The organism is Ideonella sp. (genome assembly GCF_036277275.1).
Lineage (GTDB): Bacteria > Pseudomonadota > Gammaproteobacteria > Burkholderiales > Burkholderiaceae_C > Ideonella.
Genome location: NZ_DASUNH010000121.1, coordinates 1 through 19,225, shown reverse-complemented (window position 1 = coordinate 19,225; position 19,225 = coordinate 1). Strand labels below are relative to the sequence as shown.

General features: G+C 65.8%; 22 protein-coding genes and 1 tRNA gene. 17 read left to right on the top strand and 6 right to left on the bottom strand.

Going from position 1 to position 19,225, the window contains the following annotated elements; all coding sequences use genetic code 11:
* Positions 1-88: 88 nt before the first annotated feature.
* From prfA to VFY73_RS20145, 5 genes are all read left to right on the top strand, one after another.
* Positions 89-1,177, top strand: coding sequence for a peptide chain release factor 1 (gene prfA / locus VFY73_RS20165; protein WP_329722124.1), 1,089 nt, complete (start codon positions 89-91; stop codon positions 1,175-1,177).
* Positions 1,178-1,247: 70 nt separating this feature from the next.
* The gene (prmC, locus tag VFY73_RS20160; RefSeq protein WP_329722122.1) at positions 1,248-2,078 is read left to right on the top strand and encodes a peptide chain release factor N(5)-glutamine methyltransferase; all 831 of its coding nucleotides are present in this window, start codon (positions 1,248-1,250) and stop codon (positions 2,076-2,078) included.
* Between the two features lie 162 nt (positions 2,079-2,240).
* Positions 2,241-2,837 (top strand): hypothetical protein, encoded by a 597-nt coding sequence (locus VFY73_RS20155; RefSeq protein ID WP_329722120.1) that lies wholly within the window; start codon positions 2,241-2,243, stop codon positions 2,835-2,837.
* A gap of 106 nt (positions 2,838-2,943) precedes the next feature.
* The gene (grxD, locus tag VFY73_RS20150; RefSeq protein ID WP_329722118.1) at positions 2,944-3,252 is read left to right on the top strand and encodes a Grx4 family monothiol glutaredoxin; all 309 of its coding nucleotides are present in this window, start codon (positions 2,944-2,946) and stop codon (positions 3,250-3,252) included.
* A gap of 121 nt (positions 3,253-3,373) precedes the next feature.
* The gene (locus VFY73_RS20145) at positions 3,374-3,940 is read left to right on the top strand and encodes a UbiX family flavin prenyltransferase (protein ID WP_329722116.1); all 567 of its coding nucleotides are present in this window, start codon (positions 3,374-3,376) and stop codon (positions 3,938-3,940) included.
* On the opposite strand, the gene VFY73_RS20140 is transcribed toward VFY73_RS20145, so the two are convergent.
* Complete coding sequence (locus VFY73_RS20140) at positions 3,929-4,603, bottom strand: lytic transglycosylase domain-containing protein (RefSeq protein WP_329722114.1); 675 nt, start codon at positions 4,601-4,603, stop codon at positions 3,929-3,931. The two genes, VFY73_RS20145 and VFY73_RS20140, sit on opposite strands and share 12 nt — an antisense overlap.
* Complete coding sequence (locus VFY73_RS20135; protein WP_329722112.1) at positions 4,603-6,348, bottom strand: proline--tRNA ligase; 1,746 nt, start codon at positions 6,346-6,348, stop codon at positions 4,603-4,605. Before VFY73_RS20135 ends, VFY73_RS20140 begins: the two co-directional genes overlap by 1 nt.
* A 115-nt stretch (positions 6,349-6,463) precedes the next feature.
* On the opposite strand from VFY73_RS20135, the gene VFY73_RS20130 reads away from it, so the two are divergent.
* Entirely contained in the window at positions 6,464-7,087 is a 624-nt protein-coding gene (locus VFY73_RS20130) for an RNA pyrophosphohydrolase (protein ID WP_414654501.1), read from the top strand.
* A 165-nt stretch (positions 7,088-7,252) separates the two neighbouring features.
* Here VFY73_RS20130 and proB read toward each other — a convergent pair whose 3' ends face one another.
* From proB to rplU, 4 genes are all read right to left on the bottom strand, one after another.
* Positions 7,253-8,374 (bottom strand): glutamate 5-kinase, encoded by a 1,122-nt coding sequence (gene proB, locus VFY73_RS20125; RefSeq protein WP_329722110.1) that lies wholly within the window; start codon positions 8,372-8,374, stop codon positions 7,253-7,255.
* Positions 8,371-9,525, bottom strand: coding sequence for an Obg family GTPase CgtA (cgtA, locus tag VFY73_RS20120; protein WP_329722108.1), 1,155 nt, complete (start codon positions 9,523-9,525; stop codon positions 8,371-8,373). The genes proB and cgtA overlap by 4 nt, the downstream gene beginning before the upstream one ends.
* 101 nt (positions 9,526-9,626) lie before the next feature.
* Positions 9,627-9,884, bottom strand: coding sequence for a 50S ribosomal protein L27 (gene rpmA / locus VFY73_RS20115; RefSeq protein ID WP_329722106.1), 258 nt, complete (start codon positions 9,882-9,884; stop codon positions 9,627-9,629).
* 25 nt (positions 9,885-9,909) lie between these two features.
* Entirely contained in the window at positions 9,910-10,221 is a 312-nt protein-coding gene (gene rplU, locus VFY73_RS20110; protein WP_329722104.1) for a 50S ribosomal protein L21, read from the bottom strand.
* Positions 10,222-10,439: 218 nt separating this feature from the next.
* On the opposite strand from rplU, the gene VFY73_RS20105 reads away from it, so the two are divergent.
* The 11 genes from VFY73_RS20105 to VFY73_RS20055 all read left to right on the top strand — a co-directional run.
* Positions 10,440-11,429 carry a polyprenyl synthetase family protein gene (locus VFY73_RS20105; protein WP_329722102.1) on the top strand — a complete coding sequence of 330 codons (990 nt, stop codon included), beginning with the start codon at positions 10,440-10,442 and terminating at the stop codon, positions 11,427-11,429.
* Positions 11,430-11,458: 29 nt separating this feature from the next.
* Positions 11,459-11,535, top strand: a tRNA-Pro gene (locus VFY73_RS20100).
* Positions 11,536-11,722: 187 nt separating this feature from the next.
* On the top strand, positions 11,723-13,438 hold the full coding sequence (gene pilB / locus VFY73_RS20095) for a type IV-A pilus assembly ATPase PilB (RefSeq protein WP_414654497.1): 1,716 nt from the start codon (positions 11,723-11,725) through the stop codon (positions 13,436-13,438).
* Positions 13,439-13,502: 64 nt separating this feature from the next.
* Positions 13,503-14,723, top strand: coding sequence for a type II secretion system F family protein (locus VFY73_RS20090; protein WP_329722099.1), 1,221 nt, complete (start codon positions 13,503-13,505; stop codon positions 14,721-14,723).
* Positions 14,724-14,726: 3 nt separating this feature from the next.
* Positions 14,727-15,653, top strand: a complete 927-nt coding sequence (locus VFY73_RS20085; protein ID WP_329722097.1) for an A24 family peptidase — start codon at positions 14,727-14,729, stop codon at positions 15,651-15,653.
* 5 nt (positions 15,654-15,658) lie between these two features.
* Positions 15,659-16,291: a dephospho-CoA kinase gene (gene coaE / locus VFY73_RS20080; RefSeq protein WP_329722166.1), complete on the top strand. Its 633-nt coding sequence runs from the start codon at positions 15,659-15,661 to the stop codon at positions 16,289-16,291.
* Between the two features lie 81 nt (positions 16,292-16,372).
* The gene (gene zapD / locus VFY73_RS20075; protein WP_329722095.1) at positions 16,373-17,128 is read left to right on the top strand and encodes a cell division protein ZapD; all 756 of its coding nucleotides are present in this window, start codon (positions 16,373-16,375) and stop codon (positions 17,126-17,128) included.
* A gap of 11 nt (positions 17,129-17,139) precedes the next feature.
* On the top strand, positions 17,140-17,340 hold the full coding sequence (locus VFY73_RS20070) for a DNA gyrase inhibitor YacG (RefSeq protein WP_329722093.1): 201 nt from the start codon (positions 17,140-17,142) through the stop codon (positions 17,338-17,340).
* Positions 17,341-17,507: 167 nt separating this feature from the next.
* The gene (locus VFY73_RS20065) at positions 17,508-18,167 is read left to right on the top strand and encodes an ECF-type sigma factor (protein WP_329722091.1); all 660 of its coding nucleotides are present in this window, start codon (positions 17,508-17,510) and stop codon (positions 18,165-18,167) included.
* A 285-nt stretch (positions 18,168-18,452) separates the two neighbouring features.
* Positions 18,453-18,743: a co-chaperone GroES gene (gene groES, locus VFY73_RS20060; RefSeq protein WP_329722089.1), complete on the top strand. Its 291-nt coding sequence runs from the start codon at positions 18,453-18,455 to the stop codon at positions 18,741-18,743.
* 128 nt (positions 18,744-18,871) lie between these two features.
* The coding region (locus tag VFY73_RS20055; RefSeq protein WP_329722087.1) for a TCP-1/cpn60 chaperonin family protein at positions 18,872-19,225 on the top strand (354 nt) is incomplete at its 3' end.

Genomic DNA, 19,225 nt, shown 5'->3' with positions numbered 1-19,225 from the left:
GCACCGCCCTGCCGCTGCTGCGCCCCGCGCCCTGCGGGCCACCCTTGTCTCCCTTGAATGCCTGCCGGCACGCGCCGGCCCGAAGACCATGAAAGACTCGCTGCGCCTGCAACTGCAACGCCTCCAGATGCGCCTGTCCGAGCTGGACGCGAACCTGGCCGACCCGCAGGTCACCTCGGACATGGGCCGCTACCGCACGCTGGCGCGCGAGCAGGCCGAGGCCGCCGAGGTCGTCGGGCTGTTTCGCCGTTACGAACAACGGGAAAGCGACCTGGCCGCTGCGCGCGAGATGCTCGCCGACCCGGACATGGCCGAGATGGCGCGCGAAGAAATCGCCGGCGCCGAAGCCGAGCTGACGCAGTTGCTGGCCTCGCTGCAGACCGCGCTGCTGCCGCGAGACCCCGACGACCACCGCAACGCCTTCGTCGAAATCCGCGCCGGCACCGGCGGCGAGGAATCGGCTCTGTTTGCTGCCGACCTCGCGCGCATGTACACCCGCTACGCGGAGCGGCAAGGTTGGCGCTCCGAGGTGATGAGCGAGAACGCGTCGGACCTGGGCGGCTACAAGGAAATCGTCTTCCGCTTCGAGGGCGACCAGGTCTACGAGAAGATGAAATTCGAGTCCGGCGGCCACCGCGTGCAGCGCGTGCCCGAAACCGAGGCGCAGGGCCGCATCCATACCAGCGCCTGCACGGTGGCGGTGATGCCGGAACCGGACGAGGCTGCCGAGGTGACGTTGAACCCGGCCGACCTGCGCATCGACACCTTCCGCGCCAGTGGGGCCGGCGGCCAGCACATCAACAAGACCGACAGCGCGATCCGTGTCACCCACATCCCGACCGGGCTGGTCGCCGAGTGCCAGGATGACCGCTCACAGCACCGCAACAAGGCCAAGGCCCTGGCGGTGTTGCAGGCGCGCCTGCAGGACCGCGAGCGCAGCGCGCGCGAAGCCAAGGAAGCGGCGACCCGCAAGGCGCTGGTCGGCTCGGGTGACCGCTCGGACCGCATCCGCACCTACAACTTCCCGCAGGGCCGGCTGACCGACCACCGGATCAACCTGACGCTGTACAAGCTCGGCGCGATCATGGACGGTGACCTGGGCGATGTGATCGCCGCACTGCAGGCCGAGCGGGCACAGCAGCAGCTGGCGGCGCTGGAAAGCGGCGGCGCGGCATGAGCCTCGTACGGCCGCCTCCGAAGGCCCTGGCTCCCCTTTTGGGGACGGCCCGCGGGGCCAGGGAGACGCCATGACGCTGGCGCAAGCGCTGGCGCGGGCCATCGCCCGAGGGCTGGACCGTCTGGATGCTCACCTGCTGCTGAGCCATGTGCTGCAGCGGCCACGCGCCTGGCTGATCGCCCACGATGGCGACGTTTTGCCGCCAGACGCGGCAGCCACCTACGTGGCACTGTGCGATCGCCGCGCCGCCGGCGAGCCGCTGGCCTACCTGGTGGGCGAGCGGGAATTCCACGGCCTGTCACTGCAGGTCGGCCCCGCCGTCCTGATACCGCGGCCGGACACCGAAACCCTGGTCGACTGGGCGGTGGCGTTGTTGACCGGTGCGCTGGCCGACCGGCCGGCGCCGGAGGTCGTCGACCTCGGGACCGGCAGCGGTGCGATCGCGCTGGCGGTCAAGCACCGGCATCCGGCCGCCCGGGTCACCGCGGTCGACTTGAGCGATGCTGCGTTGGCGATGGCCGCGTCCAACGCGGCGCGGTTGGGTCTCGCGGTCACTTTCCACCCCGGCTCCTGGTGGCAGGCACTGCCTGGCGCCGCGCGCTTCGACCTGGTCTTGAGCAACCCACCTTACATCGCCGGCGAAGACCCGCACCTGCCCGCGCTGCGCCACGAGCCCATGCTCGCACTGACGCCCGGCGGCGACGGGCTGGACGCGATCCGCACCATCGTCGCCGGCGCGCCGGCGCACCTGCAGCCGGGGGGCTGGTTGCTGCTGGAGCATGGCTGGGACCAGGCAGATGCTGTGGCTGCTTTGCTACAGCGGGCCGGCTTCCTGAACGTGACGACGCGTCACGATCTGGCCGATCGGCCGCGCTGCACCGGGGGTTGCTGGCCCGCCTGATTGGCGGACAGCCCAACCGCCCATCATCCTCGTTTGCCGCTGTTTTGTAATGCCCCGAAACAGAGGGAGGGGCCGCCAGCATTTCACGCCCACGAAGAAACTGGCCGGAGTAGCATGGTTTCTAACGGCAGTGTTTGCCGGCCGTCAGACAGGAGGTTCACCATGCGCCACCTCATTGCGTTCTCGCTCAGTCTGGCCTTGGCCGGCCCGGCCCTGGCCGCCTCCTCGGTGGTGGGCGAAGGCCTGAAAATCAGCCCCGACAGCAGTGAAAACTGGTCGCCCTGGCAAGCCCGCCTGGCCATGTCGGCCCCCAGCCTGCCGGTGCTGGGCAATTGGGCCACCTCGGCGCCGATCGGCACGGCGATGCTGGCCGGCGACCGCTACCTTGGCTGGGGTCGGCTCGGCGATGGCGGCGGCCTGCGTGCCACCGGGGCACTGCTGCTGGGATCGGGCGCCCTGGGCTTGTCGGCACCGGCGGGCGCGGTTCATGGCGAAATGCAGTGGCGCAACAACGGCAGCAACCCCAGCCTGACCGAGCCGGAGGCGAATCCGGCCATGCCCTACCTGGGGCTGGGCTACAGCGCCTGGTGGGCGCGCGCCGGGGTCGGGCTGTCGGCCGATCTGGGGCTGGCCGCCCAGAAGCCGGGGCAAGCAGTTCGGTTCGGCCGAGCATTCTCGGGGGCAGAAAGCTTCGACGACGTGCTGCGGGCAATGCAGATTTCGCCCATGCTGCAAGTCAACATGTCCTACGCGTTCTAGCCCGACAATCGGGGCATGCGGCCGCCGCGCACTCGCGCGGCGGCTTTGTTTTATAAAGCCATATTGGGCCCACGGGCCCGTATCCACCAACACACAGAGAGTGCTCATGAGCGACGTTCAGCAACGCATCGACCAAATCGTCAAAGGCCACAAGGTCGTCCTGTTCATGAAGGGCACGGCGCAATTTCCGATGTGCGGCTTCTCCGGCCGCGCGGTGCAGGTGCTGAAGGCCTGCGGCGTCAACGACATGACCACCGTCAACGTCCTGGAGGACGAAGACATTCGCCAAGGCATCAAGGACTACGCCAATTGGCCGACCATCCCGCAGCTGTACGTGAACGGCGAGTTCGTCGGCGGCTCGGACATCATGATGGAGATGTATCAGGCGGGCGAATTGCAGCAGGTCTTGAAATGAGGCCCCCGCGCCCCCTGCCGGGGAGCGCCTTGCAGGCCGCGCCGAGCCAGTGGCTTGGCCCCTCGCCACTGGCGGCGCAGCGGCTCCCGCGGAGCGCGGCCGGTACGGCGCCACGATAGAGATGGAAGCCCCACGCGTCGTCGTTGGAATCACCGGAGCGTCAGGTGCACTCTACGGCGTGAATCTGCTGGAGCGCTTGAAGGTGCTCGGTACGTACACACACCTGGTGGCCACGCCAGCGGGCGTGCTGAACGTTCACCACGAACTGGGCCTGGACCGGGCCGGGTTGGAAGCGCTGGCCAGTGAAGTGCACGCCGCAGGCGACATCGGTGCCTGCATCGCCAGCGGCAGCCACCGCGTCGATGCCATGGTGGTCGCGCCCTGCTCGATGAAGTCGCTGGCCGCGATCGCCCATGGCTTTGGCGACAACCTGCTGACGCGTGCCGCCGACGTCACGCTGAAGGAGCGCCGCCGCCTGGTGTTGATGGTGCGCGAGACGCCATTCAACCTGGCGCACTTGCGCAACATGACGGCGGTGACCGAAATGGGCGCGGTGGTCTTCCCGCCGCTGCCGGCGTTCTACCACCGGCCGCAGACGATCGATGAGTTGGTTGCCGACACTGTCGAGCGGGTGATCGAACTGATGGGCGTGGGCAACGCCGCGCCACGGCGCTGGTCAGGCCTTTGACGCTGCGGTGGCTGCCGGCGTGACCGACTCGGCCACCAGCCATTGCTTGCGGGCGCCCAGCACCGCGTTCGGGTACTCCGGGCGGCCGCGGCTGCCGTTGTAGCGGCCCAGTGCCATGTACAGGTCGCCCTGCTCGCGCTCCAGGTAGTGCCGCAGGATCACGCAGCCGAAGCGGAGGTTGGTCTGCATGTGGAACAGACGCGCGGGGTTGCCGTCGCCGATCAGCCGGGCCCAGAACGGCATCACCTGCATGTAGCCGCGCGCGCCGGCAACGCTGATCGCGTATTTGCGAAAGCCGCTTTCGACCTGCACCAACCCCAGCACCAGTTCGGGCTGCAGGCTGGCTCGCTTGCTTTCGTACCACAGTGTCTCGAGGAACTCGATGCGGGTCTGCCGCTCGGCCTTGCGTGGCTTGAGCTTGTCACCCATCGCACCGAGCCAACGCAGGTAGGCGAGCCGGTCTTCGATGCGGGCAAAGCTGGGCTTGGGCGGTGCGCTGTTGGCGATCGACGCCGACAAGGCCGTGCGCACCGAATCGATCAGCGGCTCCTCGGCCTGCTTGCCGGCCATGGCCTCACGCCAGGCGGCCGGCCCGAGCAAGGTCGCGGCGGCGGCCGCACGCAAGCAGGCACGGCGCCCGGCCTGGGCTGGGCGGCCGTCCATCAAGACGCCAGGCGCGCTTTCACGGCGGCGCCCACGTCGGCCACGGCCACCTTGCTGGCGTCGGCGTCGCGCCGGCCCTGCACTTCCAGCAGGCCATCTTTCAAGCCACGATCGGAGATCACCACACGCAGCGGCACCCCCACCAGCTCCCAGTCGGCGAACATCGCGCCGGGGCGTTCGCCGCGGTCGTCCAGCAGCACGTCGATGCCGGCAGCGCTGAGCTCGTCGTGCAGCTTGTCGGCCGCGGCTTTGACATCGGCCGAGCGGTCGTAGCCGATCGGACAGATCACGGTCGCGAAGGGTGCAATCGAGGCCGGCCAGATGATGCCGCGCTCGTCATGGTTCTGCTCGATCGCCGCGCCCAGGATACGCGTGACACCGATGCCGTAGCAGCCCATTTCCATCGGCTGCGGCTTGCCGGTCTCGTCCAGGTAGTTGGCGCTCATCGCGCCCGAGTACTTGGTGCCGAGGTAGAACACGTGGCCCACTTCGATGCCGCGCTGGATCGCCAGGGTGCCCTTGCCGTCGGGCGACGGGTCACCGGCGACGACGTTGCGGATGTCGGCCACCAGATCCGGCTCGGGCAGGTCGCGGCCCCAGTTCACGCCCGTGAGGTGGAAGTCGGCTTCGTTGGCGCCGCAGACGAAATCGGCCATGTTCGCGACCGTGCGGTCGGCGATGAGCTTGACCGGCTTCTTCAGGCCAATCGGGCCGAGGTAGCCCGGCTTGCAGCCGAAGTGGTCCTCGATCTCGGCGACGGTGGCAAAACGGTAGCCTCCCTTCAGGCCCGGCAGCTTGCCGGCCTTGATCTCGTTCAGGTCGTGGTCACCACGCACCAGCAGCAACCAGACCGTCGTCTTGACGATGTCACCCTTGTCGTTCAACTCGTCGGTAGCCAGAACCAGCGACTTGACCGTCTGCGCCAGTGGCAGGCCCAGCAGTTGGGCCACGTCGGCGCAGGTGCTCTTGCCGGGCGTCGGCGTCTTGGCCAGGACCTGCGTGGCAGCACCACGCTCGACCGACAGCGCCAGCGCTTCGGCCAGCTCGATGTTGGCAGCGTAGTCACTGGTCGGGCAGTAGACCAGCGCGTCTTCGCCGGTGTCGGCAATGACCTGGAACTCGTGCGACGCATCGCCACCAATCGCGCCGGTGTCGGCCGCGACTGCGCGGTACTGCAGGCCGAAACGATCGAAGATCGAACAATAGGCCTTGTACATCGTCTCGTAGCTCTTCAGCGCCGAGGCCTTGTCGCGGTCGAACGAGTAGGCATCCTTCATCGTGAACTCGCGGCCACGCATCACACCGAAGCGCGGCCGGCGCTCGTCGCGGAACTTGGTTTGGATGTGATAGAAATTCTTCGGCAGCTGCTTGTAGCTGCGCAGCTCCTGGCGGGCGATGTCGGTGATGACCTCTTCGCTCGTGGGCTGGATGATGAAGTCGCGGTCGTGCCGGTCTTTCACGCGCATCAGCTCAGGCCCGTAAGCCTGGAAGCGGCCTGTCTCCTGCCACAGCTCGGCCGGTTGCACGACAGGCATCAGCAGCTCGACAGCACCGGCCCGGTTCATCTCTTCGCGGATGATGGCCTCCACCTTGCGGATCACCCGCAGGCCCATCGGCATGTAGTTGTAGATGCCGGCGCCCAGGCGCTTGATCATCCCGGCGCGCATCATCAGCTGGTGGCTCACCACCTCGGCGTCGGCGGGCGCTTCCTTGAGCGTGGAGATGAAAAACTGGCTGGCTTTCATGGGCGGCTTGTCAGGGGCGAAATCGACCGCGGCGCGCGCTTCGGGAAAGCGAGGGCCTGTGCCCTGTGAGCCGCCGGTGCTATATTGATTTCAGTTCAAAAATTGGGGTTTGATTATGCTCGACCGGGAGGGCTACAGGCCTAACGTCGGCATCATCCTGCTCAACGCCCGCAACCAGGTGTTTTGGGGCAAGCGTTTGCGCACCCATTCCTGGCAGTTCCCGCAAGGGGGCATCAAGTACGGCGAATCGCCCGAGCAGGCGATGTTTCGCGAGCTGCACGAAGAGGTGGGCCTGCTGCCCGAGCACGTGCAGATTCTGGCACGCACCCGTGACTGGCTTCGCTACGAAGTCCCGGATCACTTCATCCGCAAGGACGCACGTGGCCACTACAAGGGTCAGAAGCAGATCTGGTTCCTGCTGCGCCTGATGGGGCGCGACAGCGACATGAATCTGCGCGCCACCGACCACCCTGAATTCGACGCCTGGCGCTGGAATGAATACTGGGTGCCACTGGACGTGGTGATCGAGTTCAAGCGCGGGGTGTACCAAATGGCGCTGACCGAATTGGCGCGCTTTCTGCCCAAGATGAACCACCACAACCGCTACCTGCGCAGCGGCATGCGTCCGCATGCGCGTGACGACAGGCGGCGCGGCGAGCTGGTCGACGAGGCGCTGCCCGGTGAAAGCCCGGTGGACCCCCTGGGCGAAGGGCACAACGGCTCCAACGGGCCGCACTGACGAGTCGGCGGGGCAATCCGGCACACAGCCCCTCGGCGCACCAACGCCGCAACCCTGCACCGATGGGTGGCGGCGTTGACCCGCACGGATGCGGCTACTGCTGGCGCTTCGAGCCTTGACGTCCGCAGGGGCGGACGTTGGCCTGCGCCGCAGTTTGGCGCTGCTTCAGGCGAGCACCATGTTGTCACGGTGGATCAGTTCGGGTTCGCTGGCGTAACCGAGCAGGCCCTCGATCTGTGACGAGGGCTTGCGGGCAATCAGCCGCGCCTCGCCGCTGGAGTAGTTGGCCAGTCCCCGCGCCACTTCGGCACCGGCCACCGAGCGCACGGCGATCACATCGCCGCGGTGAAAGTCGCCTTCGACCTCCAGCACGCCGATCGGCAGCAGGCTCTTGCCCTCATCGCGCAGCTTGATCACTGCGCCGTCGTCAACCCGCACCGCGCCGCGCAGCTGCAGGTGGTCGGCCATCCATTGCTTGCGCGCGGCCAGCTTGGGCGTACCGGCCAGCAAGGCGGTGCCGATCGATTCGCCGGCCGCAAGGCGCAGCAGCACATCAGGCTCGCGGCCCCATGCGATCACCGTGCTGGCACCGCTGCCGGCCGCGCGCTTGGCGGCCAGCACCTTGGTGATCATGCCGCCGCGGCCGATGCTCGACCCTGCACCACCGGCCATGGCCTCCAACGCCGGGTCGCCGGCTTCAGCCTCTTCGATGAAGCGCGCTGACGTGTCCTTGCGCGGATCGGCCGAATACAGCCCACGCTGGTCGGTCAGGATGATCAGCGCATCGGCCTCGACCAGGTTCGCCACCAGCGCACCCAGCGTGTCGTTGTCACCGAACTTGATCTCATCGTTGACGACCGTGTCGTTCTCGTTGATGACCGGAATGACCTTCAGGCCCAACAGCGTCAACAGCGTCGACCGGGCATTGAGGTAGCGCTCGCGGTCAGCCAGGTCGGCATGCGTCAGCAGCACCTGCGCACTGCCCATGCCATGGGCCGAGAGCTTGCGCTCGTACATCTGGGCCAGGCCCATCTGACCCACCGCGGCGGCGGCCTGCAACTCGGGCAGCTCTTTCGGCCGAGTCGCCCAGCCCAGGCGCTTCATGCCCTCGGCAATCGCCCCGGACGAGACCATCACCACCTCGCGGCCCTGCGCGGCAAGCGCGGCCAACTGGCGGCACCAGTTGTCGATCGCATCGGCATCGACGCCGCGGCCCTCGTTGGTGACAAGGCTCGAGCCGACCTTGACGACGATGCGGCGCGCCGACTTCAAGGCGCCCACAGTCATGCCGGCCGCTCCTCGCCGCCACTGTCGAAGCGCGGGTCGTGCTCGGGAGGCGGCTTGCTCTGCTCGGCAGCCACATGCTCCCAGATGGCGTGGATCAAGGGCTGCAATCCTTCGCGGGCCAGGGCCGAGATCTCGAAGACCGGACCCTTCCATTTGTAGCGCTTGACGAAGTCCTTGACGCGCTTGGCCCGCTCTTCGGCCGGCACCATGTCGAGCTTGTTCAGCACCAGCCAGCGCGGCTTGTCGAGCAACGAGGCGCCCGGTCGAGGCAAGCGTCGATTACCGCCCAGGTCAGCTCGCTCAGCGTCGGAAAGCTCGGGGGCCAAAGCCGATGCTTCGTCGTACTTGCGCAGCTCTTCGACGATCGCCTTGGCCTGCGCGACCGGGTCGACGGATTCGTCGAACGGAGCCATGTCGACAACATGCAGCAGCAGGCGGGTGCGCTGCAGGTGGCGCAGGAAGAGGTGCCCCAGGCCCGCTCCTTCGGAGGCGCCCTCGATCAGGCCCGGGATGTCGGCCACGACGAAGCTCTTCTCGGGCCCGACACGTACCACACCGAGGTTCGGGTGCAAGGTGGTGAACGGGTAGTCGGCGATCTTCGGCCGCGCGTTCGACACCGCGGCGATCAAGGTCGACTTGCCCGCATTGGGCATGCCCAGCAGGCCAACGTCGGCCAGCACGCGCAATTCCAATCTGACCTTGAAGGCCTCGCCCGGCCAACCGGGCGTTTTCTGGCGCGGCGCGCGGTTGGTGCTGGTCTTGTAGTGCAGATTGCCAAAACCGCCATCACCGCCCTTGGCCAGCAGCACCGGCACGTCAGGCTCGATCAACTCAGCCATCACACGACCGGTCTCGAGGTCCGTGATGATCGTGCCGACCGGCATGCGCAGCGTGATGTCATCGGCGGCAGCACCGAAACAGTCGGAACCACGGCCGGCTTCGCCATTCTTGGCCTCGTGACGGCGGGCGTAGCGGTAATCGATCAGCGTGTTCAAGTTGCGATCGGCGACCGCCCAGACGCTGCCACCCCGACCGCCGTCCCCGCCGTCGGGGCCGCCAAAGGGAATGAATTTTTCACGCCGGAAGCTCGCGCAGCCGGCCCCGCCGTTGCCGGCGGCGATGTCGATGGTGGCTTCGTCAACGAACTTCATGATGGAGCGGATGGTAGCGAATGGGGCGTCCAGGCAGCGAGGCGCCCAGACGTGAAAAAGCCCCGGCAAGCCGGGGCTTTGCAGTGCAACATGCGCCGGGTTTACAGCGGCGTGACGCTGACGGTGTGACGATTCAGCTCGCCCTTGACCGCGAACGACACGGTGCCGTCGACCAGCGCAAACAGCGAATGGTCACGCCCCATGCCGACATTGGTGCCGGCGTGGAACTTGGTGCCGCGCTGGCGAACGATGATCGAGCCGGCCGGAATGACCTGACCGCCGAACACCTTCACGCCGAGCATCTTGGGCTGGGAGTCACGGCCGTTCCGCGTGGAACCGCCGCCTTTTTTCTGTGCCATGGTTCAGAGCTCCTGCTTCGGCTTGTCAGCCGTTGACCGCGCTGATTTCCAGCTCGGTGTAGTGCTGGCGGTGACCGCCGTGCTTCTGGTAGTGCTTGCGGCGACGCATCTTGAAGATGCGCACCTTGTCGTGCCGACCATGCGCCACGACAGTGGCTTTCACGCTCGCGCCGCTCACCAGGGGGGTCCCAACCGTCAGAGCCGCGCCGTCGCCGACGGCCAGCACTTGATCAATCACGATTTCCTGGCCAACGTCCGCAGCAATCTGTTCTACCTTGATCTTTTCGCCGGCCGCAACCTTGTATTGCTTGCCACCGGTTTTTATGACCGCGTACATATGTGCCCTTTGAAATTTTTGCAGGAAGCCTGCAAAAAGCCCTCGCGCCCGCCCGTGAGAGAACTGGACGCGCCCGCACGGACCATCCCGCGCGAAGCCGAAAATTATAGCAAACCCTGACCGAAGGCCGCAAGGCGGCGAAGGCCCCGCGGCAGATGGCTTGCGGGCCGTTCCTATAATCGGCCGCTTTGTCGCCTGCAGACTGCGGATTCTTTCTCATGCCCGCCACGGACACCACCTCGCCGGCCGCCCCGCCGACGGACTTCATCGCCGAAGGCATGTCACGGGTCGACGAGGTCATTCGCTCCCGGCTGGCATCCGATGTCGCGCTGATCGAGCAGATATCCCACTACATCATCGGCGCCGGCGGCAAGCGGATACGGCCACGGCTGGTGCTGCTGTTCGCCGAAGCCCTCGGGCACGCGGGACCGGAGCCCTACGAGGCGGCGGCAATCGTCGAGTTCATCCATACCGCCACGCTGCTGCACGACGATGTGGTCGACGAGTCGTCGCTGCGTCGGGGCCGCGCGACGGCGAACGCCCTGTTCGGCAATGCGGCCAGCGTGTTGGTCGGCGATTTCCTGTACTCGCGCGCCTTCCAGATGATGGTGTCGCTGAACCGCATGCGTGTGCTCGAGGTGCTGGCCGACGCGACCAACGTCATCGCCGAGGGTGAGGTACTGCAGCTGATGAACATGCACGACCCCGACCTGGTGGTGGCCGACTACTTGCGTGTGATCCGCTACAAGACCGCCAAGCTGTTCGAGGCCAGCGCACGCCTGGGCGCGGTCATCGCCGGCGCGGCACCGGAGATCGAAGAGGCCTGCGCCGACTACGGCCGCGCGCTGGGCACGGCATTCCAGCTGGTCGACGACTTGCTTGACTATGAAGGCGACACGCAGGCCCTGGGCAAGAACGTCGGCGACGATTTGCGCGAAGGCAAGCCGACCTTGCCGTTGCTGCTGGCGATGGAGCGCGGCACACCGGAAGAGCGGGCGTTGATCCGTCACGCCATCGAACATGGCGAAGTGGAGCGCCTGCCCGAGATCGTCGCCATCGTCAGCCGCACGGGTGCGCTGCAAGCAACGCGCGACGCGGCCCGCACCGAAGCGCAGCACGCCCGCGAACGACTTTTTGTATTGCCGCCATCGAGAGCTCGCGAAGCTCTGCTAGAATTCTCTGCTCGGTCGGTTGAGCGTTCCTCGTAGCGCTGCAAAACAACACGACGCAGAAGCATCGGGGTGTAGCTTAGCCTGGTAGAGCGCTACGTTCGGGACGTAGAGGCCGGAGGTTCGAATCCTCTCACCCCGACCAGAATTTTCCGTTTCCCATCCGTCACGCCGTGCCCGCCCTGGGCCGTTGCAGATGTCTCGCCAGGGACACGAAGCGTGACCAGGTGTTCATGGGAGCACCTCCACCGCGATCCCCACGATTTACAGGCCCTGTTGGTTCGGCGATGATGGCCGATCATGGTCTTTTTGCGCCCTGACGGTGCGTGGTTGTGGATACCCTGATCGAAGCCTCTTCTTCCGCGCTGTCCGGCGTCGCTCGCGTGCTGGTGCACGGCGGAAAACTGAAAGTCCAGCGCGCTGAAGAACTGACGGCGTCGGCGCGCGAAAAACGCATCAGTTTCGTCGCCGCATTGATGGATGCGGGCGAGATGACGCCGTCAGCGCTGGCTCACAATCTCTCGACGGCGCTCGCGATACCCTTGCTGGATCTGGATGCGGTCGATCCTCAGCGGCTGCCTCGCACCGTCCTCGACGCCAAGCTGATCGCCCAGTACAAGGTGCTGCCGCTGAGCAAGCGCGGCAGCCGTCTGTTCCTGGCCTGTGCAGACCCGACCGACCAGGAAGCCAGCGAGCGCATCAAGTTTGCAACCCAGCTGGCGCCCGAGTGGGTGCTGGTCGAGTACGACAAGCTCAGCCGCCAGATCGACTCGCAGGCGGCCCCGGCGTCGCAAGCCCTCGAGGCCATTGCCAACGCCGATTTCGATTTCGATGTCACCGAAGAAGATACGGCGCCAGCCGCAGCGGACGTCACGACCGAGGTCGAAGACGCGCCGGTCGTGCGTTTCCTGCAAAAGATGCTGGTCGACGCGATCAACATGCGCGCGTCCGATCTGCACTTCGAGCCTTACGAGTTCAATTACCGGGTACGCTTTCGCGTCGACGGCGAGTTGCGCGAAATCACCCAGCCGCCGATCGCCATCAAGGACAAGCTGGCATCGCGGATCAAGGTGATCTCGCGGCTGGACATCTCCGAAAAGCGCGTGCCGCAAGACGGTCGCATGAAGCTGCGCTTCGGCAACAAGTCGATCGACTTTCGGGTCAGCACATTGCCGACACTGTTCGGCGAAAAGATCGTGATCCGGATTCTCGACTCGTCCAGCGCCAAGCTGGGCATCGAGGCGCTCGGCTACGAGCCGGCCGAGAAGGAACGCCTGCTGCACGCCATTCACCGGCCCTATGGCATGGTACTGGTCACCGGCCCCACCGGCAGCGGCAAGACGGTGTCGCTCTATACCTGCCTGAACATCCTGAACCAGCCGGGCGTCAACATCGCCACGGTGGAGGACCCAGCCGAAATCAACCTGCCCGGCATCAACCAGGTCAACGTCAACGACAAGGCGGGTCTGAACTTCGCCGTGGCGCTGAAGTCCTTCCTGCGGCAGGATCCCGACATCATCATGGTCGGTGAAATCCGCGACCTGGAAACTGCCGACATCGCGATCAAGGCGGCCCAGACCGGCCACATGGTGATGTCGACGCTGCACACCAACGATGCACCCTCGACCCTGACCCGGCTGTTGAACATGGGCGTGGCGCCGTTCAACATCGCCTCCAGCGTGCTGCTGATCACCGCACAGCGCCTGGTGCGCAAGCTGTGCGAGAACTGCAAGAAGCCGGGCGACTACCCGCGCAGCGCCTTGCTGAAGGCAGGCTACGCCGAAAGCGATCTCGACGGAAGCTGGATGCCCTACAAGGCCGTCGGATGCAGCAGTTGCAACAACGGCTACAGGGGCCGGGTCGGCGTCTACCAGGCGATGCCGGTGACCGAAGAGATCCAGCGCATCATCCTGTCGCTGGGCTCGGCGGTCGACATCGCCGCAGCGGCCCAGCGCGACGGTGTGCGTGACCTTCGGCAGTCAGGGCTGCTGAAGGTCCGGCTGGGTGCCACCTCGCTCGAGGAAGTGATCGCCGCGACCAACGAGTGACCGGCGAGCAAGCACAATCACGACAACGCGTACATCGATCAATTGGGGATCGGCCGGAGGCTTAATGGCAACTGCAGTAGCGACGAAAGACGTCAAGGAATTCATCTTCGAGTGGGAAGGCAAGGACCGCAACGGCAAGATCGTGCGCGGTGAGTTGCGCTCCGGAGGCGAAGCAGCGGTCAGTGCCAGCCTGCGCCGCCAGGGCGTGATGGTCACCAAGGTCAAGAAGCGCCGCACCGGTGGCGGCAAGGCCATCAAGCCCAAGGACATTGCCGTCTTCACCCGCCAGTTGGCCACGATGATGAAGGCCGGCGTGCCCCTGCTGCAAGCCTTTGACATTGTCGGCCGCGGCAGCCCGAACCCGCGCCTGACTCGGCTGCTGATGGACATCCGCTCCGATGTCGAAACCGGCACCAACCTCTCCTCGGCGTTCCGCCGTCATCCCCAGTATTTCGACGCGTTGTACTGCAATCTGGTCGAAGCGGGCGAAGCCGGCGGTATCCTGGAAGAACTGCTTTCACGCCTGGCGATGTACCAGGAGAAGACGCTGGCCATCAAGCAGAAGGTCAAGTCGGCGATGATCTATCCGATCTCGGTGCTGGTGGTGGCCTTTGTCGTTGTGACAGTCATCATGCTGTTCGTGATTCCCGCCTTCAAGGACGTGTTCAAGAACTTCGGCGCCGAACTGCCGGCGCCGACGCTGTTCGTGATGGGGATGAGCGACATCTTCGTCACTTATTGGTGGCTGATCTTCGGCGTCCTCTTCGGCGGCGGCTACACCTTCATGCAGACCTGGAAGCGGTCGGAGAAGGTGCAGTTCGCGATGGACCGCTTCCTGCTTCGGCTGCCGGTGTTCGGCGACCTCATCCGCAAGGCCATCATTGCGCGCTGGACCCGCACGCTGTCGACGATGTTTGCCGCCGGAGTGCCGCTGGTCGAGGCACTCGATTCGGTCGGCGGCACAGCCGGCAACTCGGTCTACGCCCAGGCCACGCAACAGATCCAGCGCGATGTCTCGACCGGTACCGCACTGACCACCTCGATGACCCAGACCGGGGTCTTTCCGAACATGGTGCTGCAGATGGCGGCCATCGGCGAAGAGTCGGGGGCGCTGGACGACATGCTGTCGCGCGCTGCCGATTTCTACGAAGAAGAAGTCGACGAGATGGTCAAGGGCCTGTCGACCTTGCTGGAGCCGATCATCATCGTCTTCCTGGGCACGTTGATCGGCGGCATCGTGGTGTCGATGTACCTGCCCATCTTCAAGCTCGGCCAGGTCGTCTAATCCATGTCCTCTGAAGCACTGAGCCTGTGGCTGTCGCCACCGGTGCTGGGATTGCTCGGCCTGTGTGTCGGCAGCTTTCTGAACGTCGTCGCCCATCGGCTGCCGCGCATGATGGAGCGCGATTGGTGGACGGACTTCGCCGAGCAATTGAGCGATGGCGAGTCGTTCAAGCGCTGTTTCGGACACGAGCCGTCGAAGGCCCTTCAGACCACGGCCAAGGAACTGGCCCAGGAAGTGGAAGGCCTGGGATCGTACGGGCTGGCAAAACCGCGCTCGGCCTGCCCGGCCTGTGGCCATCAGATCGCTTGGCACGAGAACATCCCCGTCTTCGGTTGGCTTCGACTGCGCGGTCGTTGCTCGGCCTGCAAGACCAGGATCTCGCCCAGATACCCGCTGCTTGAACTGCTGACGGGTGCGCTGTTCGCTGCGACCGCCTGGCGCTTCGGTGCGCAACCGGTTGCGCTGTTGTGGTGTGCGCTGCTGGCGGCGCTGGTCGCGCTCGCCGCGATCGACTGGGACACCACGATGCTGCCGGACTCGATCACCCTGCCGCTGCTGTGGGCCGGACTCGCCGCAGCCTCATTGGGTTGGACGGCGGTGCCTCTGCGTAACGCGGTCTGGGGGGCCATCGTCGGTTACTTGTCGCTGTGGGTCGTCTACAAGCTCTACAAGGCGGCCACCGGCAAGGAAGGCATGGGCTACGGCGACTTCAAGCTGCTCGCCGCGCTGGGCGCCTGGCTGGGGTGGGAGGCCATTCTTCCAATCATCCTGATGTCCTCGGTGATCGGCGCGGTGGTCGGCATCACGATGAAGTTCACCTCCGGCCTGCGCGAGGGCGGCTACGTACCCTTTGGCCCCTTCCTCGCCGGCGGCGGCGTGGTGGTGGTGCTGGCCGGCACCGAACGCGTGCTGGGCTGGATCGGGCAGTGACCACGATGGCGCCGGGACGGCTGCGCGTCGGCCTCACCGGCGGCATCGGCAGCGGCAAGAGCACCGTCGCGTCCGCTCTGGCACAGCGCGGCGCAGTGATCGTCGACACCGACCAGATCGCCCGCCAACTCACCGCCCCCGGCGGGTTGGCGTTGCCGGCCATCGCCGCCGCCTTTGGCGCCGTGATGATCGACCCGGCCGGCGCATTGGACCGGGTGCGCATGCGGGCCGAGGTGTTCGCCGAGCCGGCCGCGCGCCTGCGGCTGGAAGCGATCTTGCATCCTTTGATCGGACAGGAAGCGCAAACCCAGGCGGCCCGCGCCGAACCCGACCAGCCCGTTGTGTTCGATGTGCCCTTGCTGACTGAATCCGCCCACTGGCGAGAGCGCGTCGACCGGGTGCTGGTGGTGGACTGCGACGAGTCCCTGCAAGTCAAGCGGGTCGTGCAACGCTCGGGCTGGGCCGAGGCCGAAGTGCTGCGCGTCATCGCGCAGCAGGCCTCGCGGCCGGCCCGGCGTGCGATCGCCGACGCCGTGCTGCTCAACGAGCGGTTGGATCTGTCCACCCTCGACGATGCCGTCGGACAACTGTGGCGATGCTGGTGGCCCAGCGCGGCCTTTGGCGCCGCAAACCCTTGAAACAGCAGCCGCTGTGAAACAATCGGTGTCGCCCCGGGCTCACAGCGCCTGGGCACGGCTGCCGAGCAAGGACGACACGGTTTGGTTCTTTACGAATATCCCTTCAACGAAGGCATTCGCACGATGCTTCGGCTGGAGCATCTGTTCGCGCGCTTGCACGCCCTGCTGCCGCGAGACACCGCGGTGGACCACCATTTCGCATTGGTCACGCTGTTCGAGATCATGGATGTCTCGTCACGCGCCGATCTCAAGTCCGACCTGTTGAAAGAGCTGGAGCGCCACAAAGCCCAGCTGCAGAGCTTCCGCGGCAATCCCAGCGTCTCGGAAGCCGCGCTGGACGAGATCATTGCTCGCATCGACCATGCCCATGCCGGCCTGAACCACCTGAGCGGCAAAGCCGGGCACACCCTCGTCGCCAACGACTGGTTGATGAGCATCCGCAGCCGCATCAGCATCCCAGGCGGCACCTGCTCGTTCGACCTGCCCGCCTACTACGCATGGCAGCAGTTGGCCCCGGACCAACGCCGCAGCGACCTGACCCATTGGGTCGACACGCTGGTGCCACTGGCCGAGGCGCTGCTGCTGCTGCTGAACCTGCTGCGCGATGCAGGCGTGCCCCACCGCGTCGTTGCGCAGGCTGGCCAGTACCAGCAGAGCCTGCCGCCCGGCCGGGCCTACCAGTTGCTGCGGGTGCGCATCGATGAGTCCTCGGGGCTGGTGCCGGAGATCAGCGGCCACCGCCTGATGGTGTCGGTGCGCCTCATGCGCGCAGATGCCGAGGGCCGGTTGAAGACCTACCACGGTGACGCGAGTTTCGACCTCGCGCTGTGCGCCTGATGCGCTCGGTCATGCCCGAACCATCTTCACCACCCGCCGCGCCCAAGCCGCGCATGGTGCCTTGCCCCGCGTGCAAGGCACCCGCGCTGTTCTCGCCCGGCAACCCCTATCGCCCGTTCTGCAGCGCGCGTTGCCAAGGGCACGATTTCGGCGCCTGGGCCAACGAGGCCTACCGCGTCGAGGCCAACCCGCCGCCGGACGATCAGGAATAGGTCGCGGCCCCTCGCTGTTCGTGGGTCGATGCGCCGAAGGCCAACGACGGCACAAGCCGTCTCAGCCGTTGCGAAACTTGTAGTGCCCCACCCGAAGCCGGGGCTTCGCCTTGCGATCGGACTACGAGTGTGCGTGAATCGGGGCCCCTTTGCAGTCTCGAATTACCATGCGCGCCCCTGGCCTGGCTCAGACCAGTCCGAAGCATCAGGCCGAAGCCGACCACAGCGACATCCGATCGCCCATCACGGCCCTGCTGCACAGCTGGTCGAACGGCGATGAGCAGGCGCTGGACCGGCTCGTACCGCTGGTCTATGACGATCTGCGGCAACTCGCACGCCGGCATCTGCGCCACGAGCGTGACAACCACACCCTGCAAAGCACCGGGCTCGTTCATGAGGCGTTCATGCGGTTGGCCCAGCGCAGCGAGCTTCACCTGGCATCGCGTGGGGAGTTCTTTGGCTGGATGTCGACACTGATGCGCCGCATCCTGGTCGACCACGCCCGCAGTCGCCATGCCGCCAAGCGCGGCAGCGGCATTCCGCCGCAAAGCCTCGACGCGCTGCAGGAGGAAGCAGGCGAGCTGGCGAGCCCGGGTGACGGCGATGCCATCCTGGACATCATCCAGCTCGACGAAGCGCTACAAGAACTGGCGCAGCTGGACGACCGGCAAGGCCGCGTCGTCGAGTTGCGCTTCTTCGGCGGCCTGAGCGTCGACGAAACGGCTGAGGCGATCGGCGTTTCCGCAGCCACCGTGAAACGTGAATGGTCGACCGCCCGCGCCTGGCTGTTGCGCGAACTCGGCAGGCGCAAAGCGGCACGCCGGTAAGCCCTGCCCGGCCGACCAGCACGAGGCCCAGGCGCAAGCGCAATGCGCAGCAGGCTGACGGCGGCGGCGGCGGAAAAAGGCAGCAACAGCGAACCTGATGCAACGGCCTTGAAAGCTTTGCGTCGATCCCTATAATGCCTGTTAGCACTCGATTCGCTGGAGTGCTAACAGCCAGCGATCGGAGCAGCCTCACAGGTACCCGCCCCGCGGGTACCGATTGTGAATGAGTGCCAACTTCGTTGGTCCTCCACATATAGTCTTACTGCAAACACCCAAGGAGATGCAATGAAGCTTCGTCCGTTGCACGATCGCGTGATCGTCAAGCGCCTGGAAAACGAAACCAAGACCGCCTCGGGCATCGTCATCCCCGACAACGCCGCCGAGAAGCCCGACCAGGGTGAAGTGCTGGCCGTCGGCCCGGGCAAGCGCAACGACAAGGGTGATTTCATCGCCCTGAACGTCAAGGTCGGCGACCGCGTGCTGTTCGGCAAGTACTCTGGCCAGACCGTCAAGGTCGACGGCGAAGAGCTGCTGGTCATGAAGGAAGACGACCTGTTCGCAGTCGTCGAGAAGTAAATCGCCTGAAGGCGATTTACTTCCGTCGAAGGCTAACTTGGCAAGGCCAAGTCAAGGCCCACAGGGCCGGCCGAAGACAAAAGTGGGTCGCCACCACGCATCACTGAACTGAATTCGGAGAAATCAACATGGCAGCAAAAGACGTCATCTTCGGCGCCGACGCACGTCACCGCATGGTCGAAGGCGTGAACATCCTGGCCAACGCGGTCAAGGTCACGCTGGGTCCCAAGGGTCGCAACGTCGTGCTCGAGCGCTCGTTCGGCGCCCCCACCGTCACCAAGGACGGTGTCTCGGTCGCCAAGGAAATCGAGCTGAAGGACAAGCTCCAGAACATGGGCGCGCAGATGGTCAAGGAAGTCGCTTCCAAGACCAGCGACAACGCCGGTGACGGCACCACCACCGCCACGGTGCTGGCGCAGTCGATCGTGCGCGAAGGCATGAAGTTCGTCGCCGCCGGCATGAACCCGATGGACCTGAAGCGC

Coding starts and splice junctions, on each gene's coding strand:
- prfA (WP_329722124.1), top strand. CDS start 89: ATGAAAGACTCGCTGCGCCTGCAACTGCAACGCCTCCAGATGCGCCTG.
- prmC (WP_329722122.1), top strand. CDS start 1,248: ATGACGCTGGCGCAAGCGCTGGCGCGGGCCATCGCCCGAGGGCTGGAC.
- VFY73_RS20155 (WP_329722120.1), top strand. CDS start 2,241: ATGCGCCACCTCATTGCGTTCTCGCTCAGTCTGGCCTTGGCCGGCCCG.
- grxD (WP_329722118.1), top strand. CDS start 2,944: ATGAGCGACGTTCAGCAACGCATCGACCAAATCGTCAAAGGCCACAAG.
- VFY73_RS20145 (WP_329722116.1), top strand. CDS start 3,374: ATGGAAGCCCCACGCGTCGTCGTTGGAATCACCGGAGCGTCAGGTGCA.
- VFY73_RS20140 (WP_329722114.1), bottom strand. CDS start 4,603: ATGGACGGCCGCCCAGCCCAGGCCGGGCGCCGTGCCTGCTTGCGTGCG.
- VFY73_RS20135 (WP_329722112.1), bottom strand. CDS start 6,348: ATGAAAGCCAGCCAGTTTTTCATCTCCACGCTCAAGGAAGCGCCCGCC.
- VFY73_RS20130 (WP_414654501.1), top strand. CDS start 6,464: ATGCTCGACCGGGAGGGCTACAGGCCTAACGTCGGCATCATCCTGCTC.
- proB (WP_329722110.1), bottom strand. CDS start 8,374: ATGACTGTGGGCGCCTTGAAGTCGGCGCGCCGCATCGTCGTCAAGGTC.
- cgtA (WP_329722108.1), bottom strand. CDS start 9,525: ATGAAGTTCGTTGACGAAGCCACCATCGACATCGCCGCCGGCAACGGC.
- rpmA (WP_329722106.1), bottom strand. CDS start 9,884: ATGGCACAGAAAAAAGGCGGCGGTTCCACGCGGAACGGCCGTGACTCC.
- rplU (WP_329722104.1), bottom strand. CDS start 10,221: ATGTACGCGGTCATAAAAACCGGTGGCAAGCAATACAAGGTTGCGGCC.
- VFY73_RS20105 (WP_329722102.1), top strand. CDS start 10,440: ATGCCCGCCACGGACACCACCTCGCCGGCCGCCCCGCCGACGGACTTC.
- VFY73_RS20090 (WP_329722099.1), top strand. CDS start 13,503: ATGGCAACTGCAGTAGCGACGAAAGACGTCAAGGAATTCATCTTCGAG.
- VFY73_RS20085 (WP_329722097.1), top strand. CDS start 14,727: ATGTCCTCTGAAGCACTGAGCCTGTGGCTGTCGCCACCGGTGCTGGGA.
- coaE (WP_329722166.1), top strand. CDS start 15,659: ATGGCGCCGGGACGGCTGCGCGTCGGCCTCACCGGCGGCATCGGCAGC.
- VFY73_RS20070 (WP_329722093.1), top strand. CDS start 17,140: ATGCCCGAACCATCTTCACCACCCGCCGCGCCCAAGCCGCGCATGGTG.
- VFY73_RS20065 (WP_329722091.1), top strand. CDS start 17,508: ATGCGCGCCCCTGGCCTGGCTCAGACCAGTCCGAAGCATCAGGCCGAA.
- groES (WP_329722089.1), top strand. CDS start 18,453: ATGAAGCTTCGTCCGTTGCACGATCGCGTGATCGTCAAGCGCCTGGAA.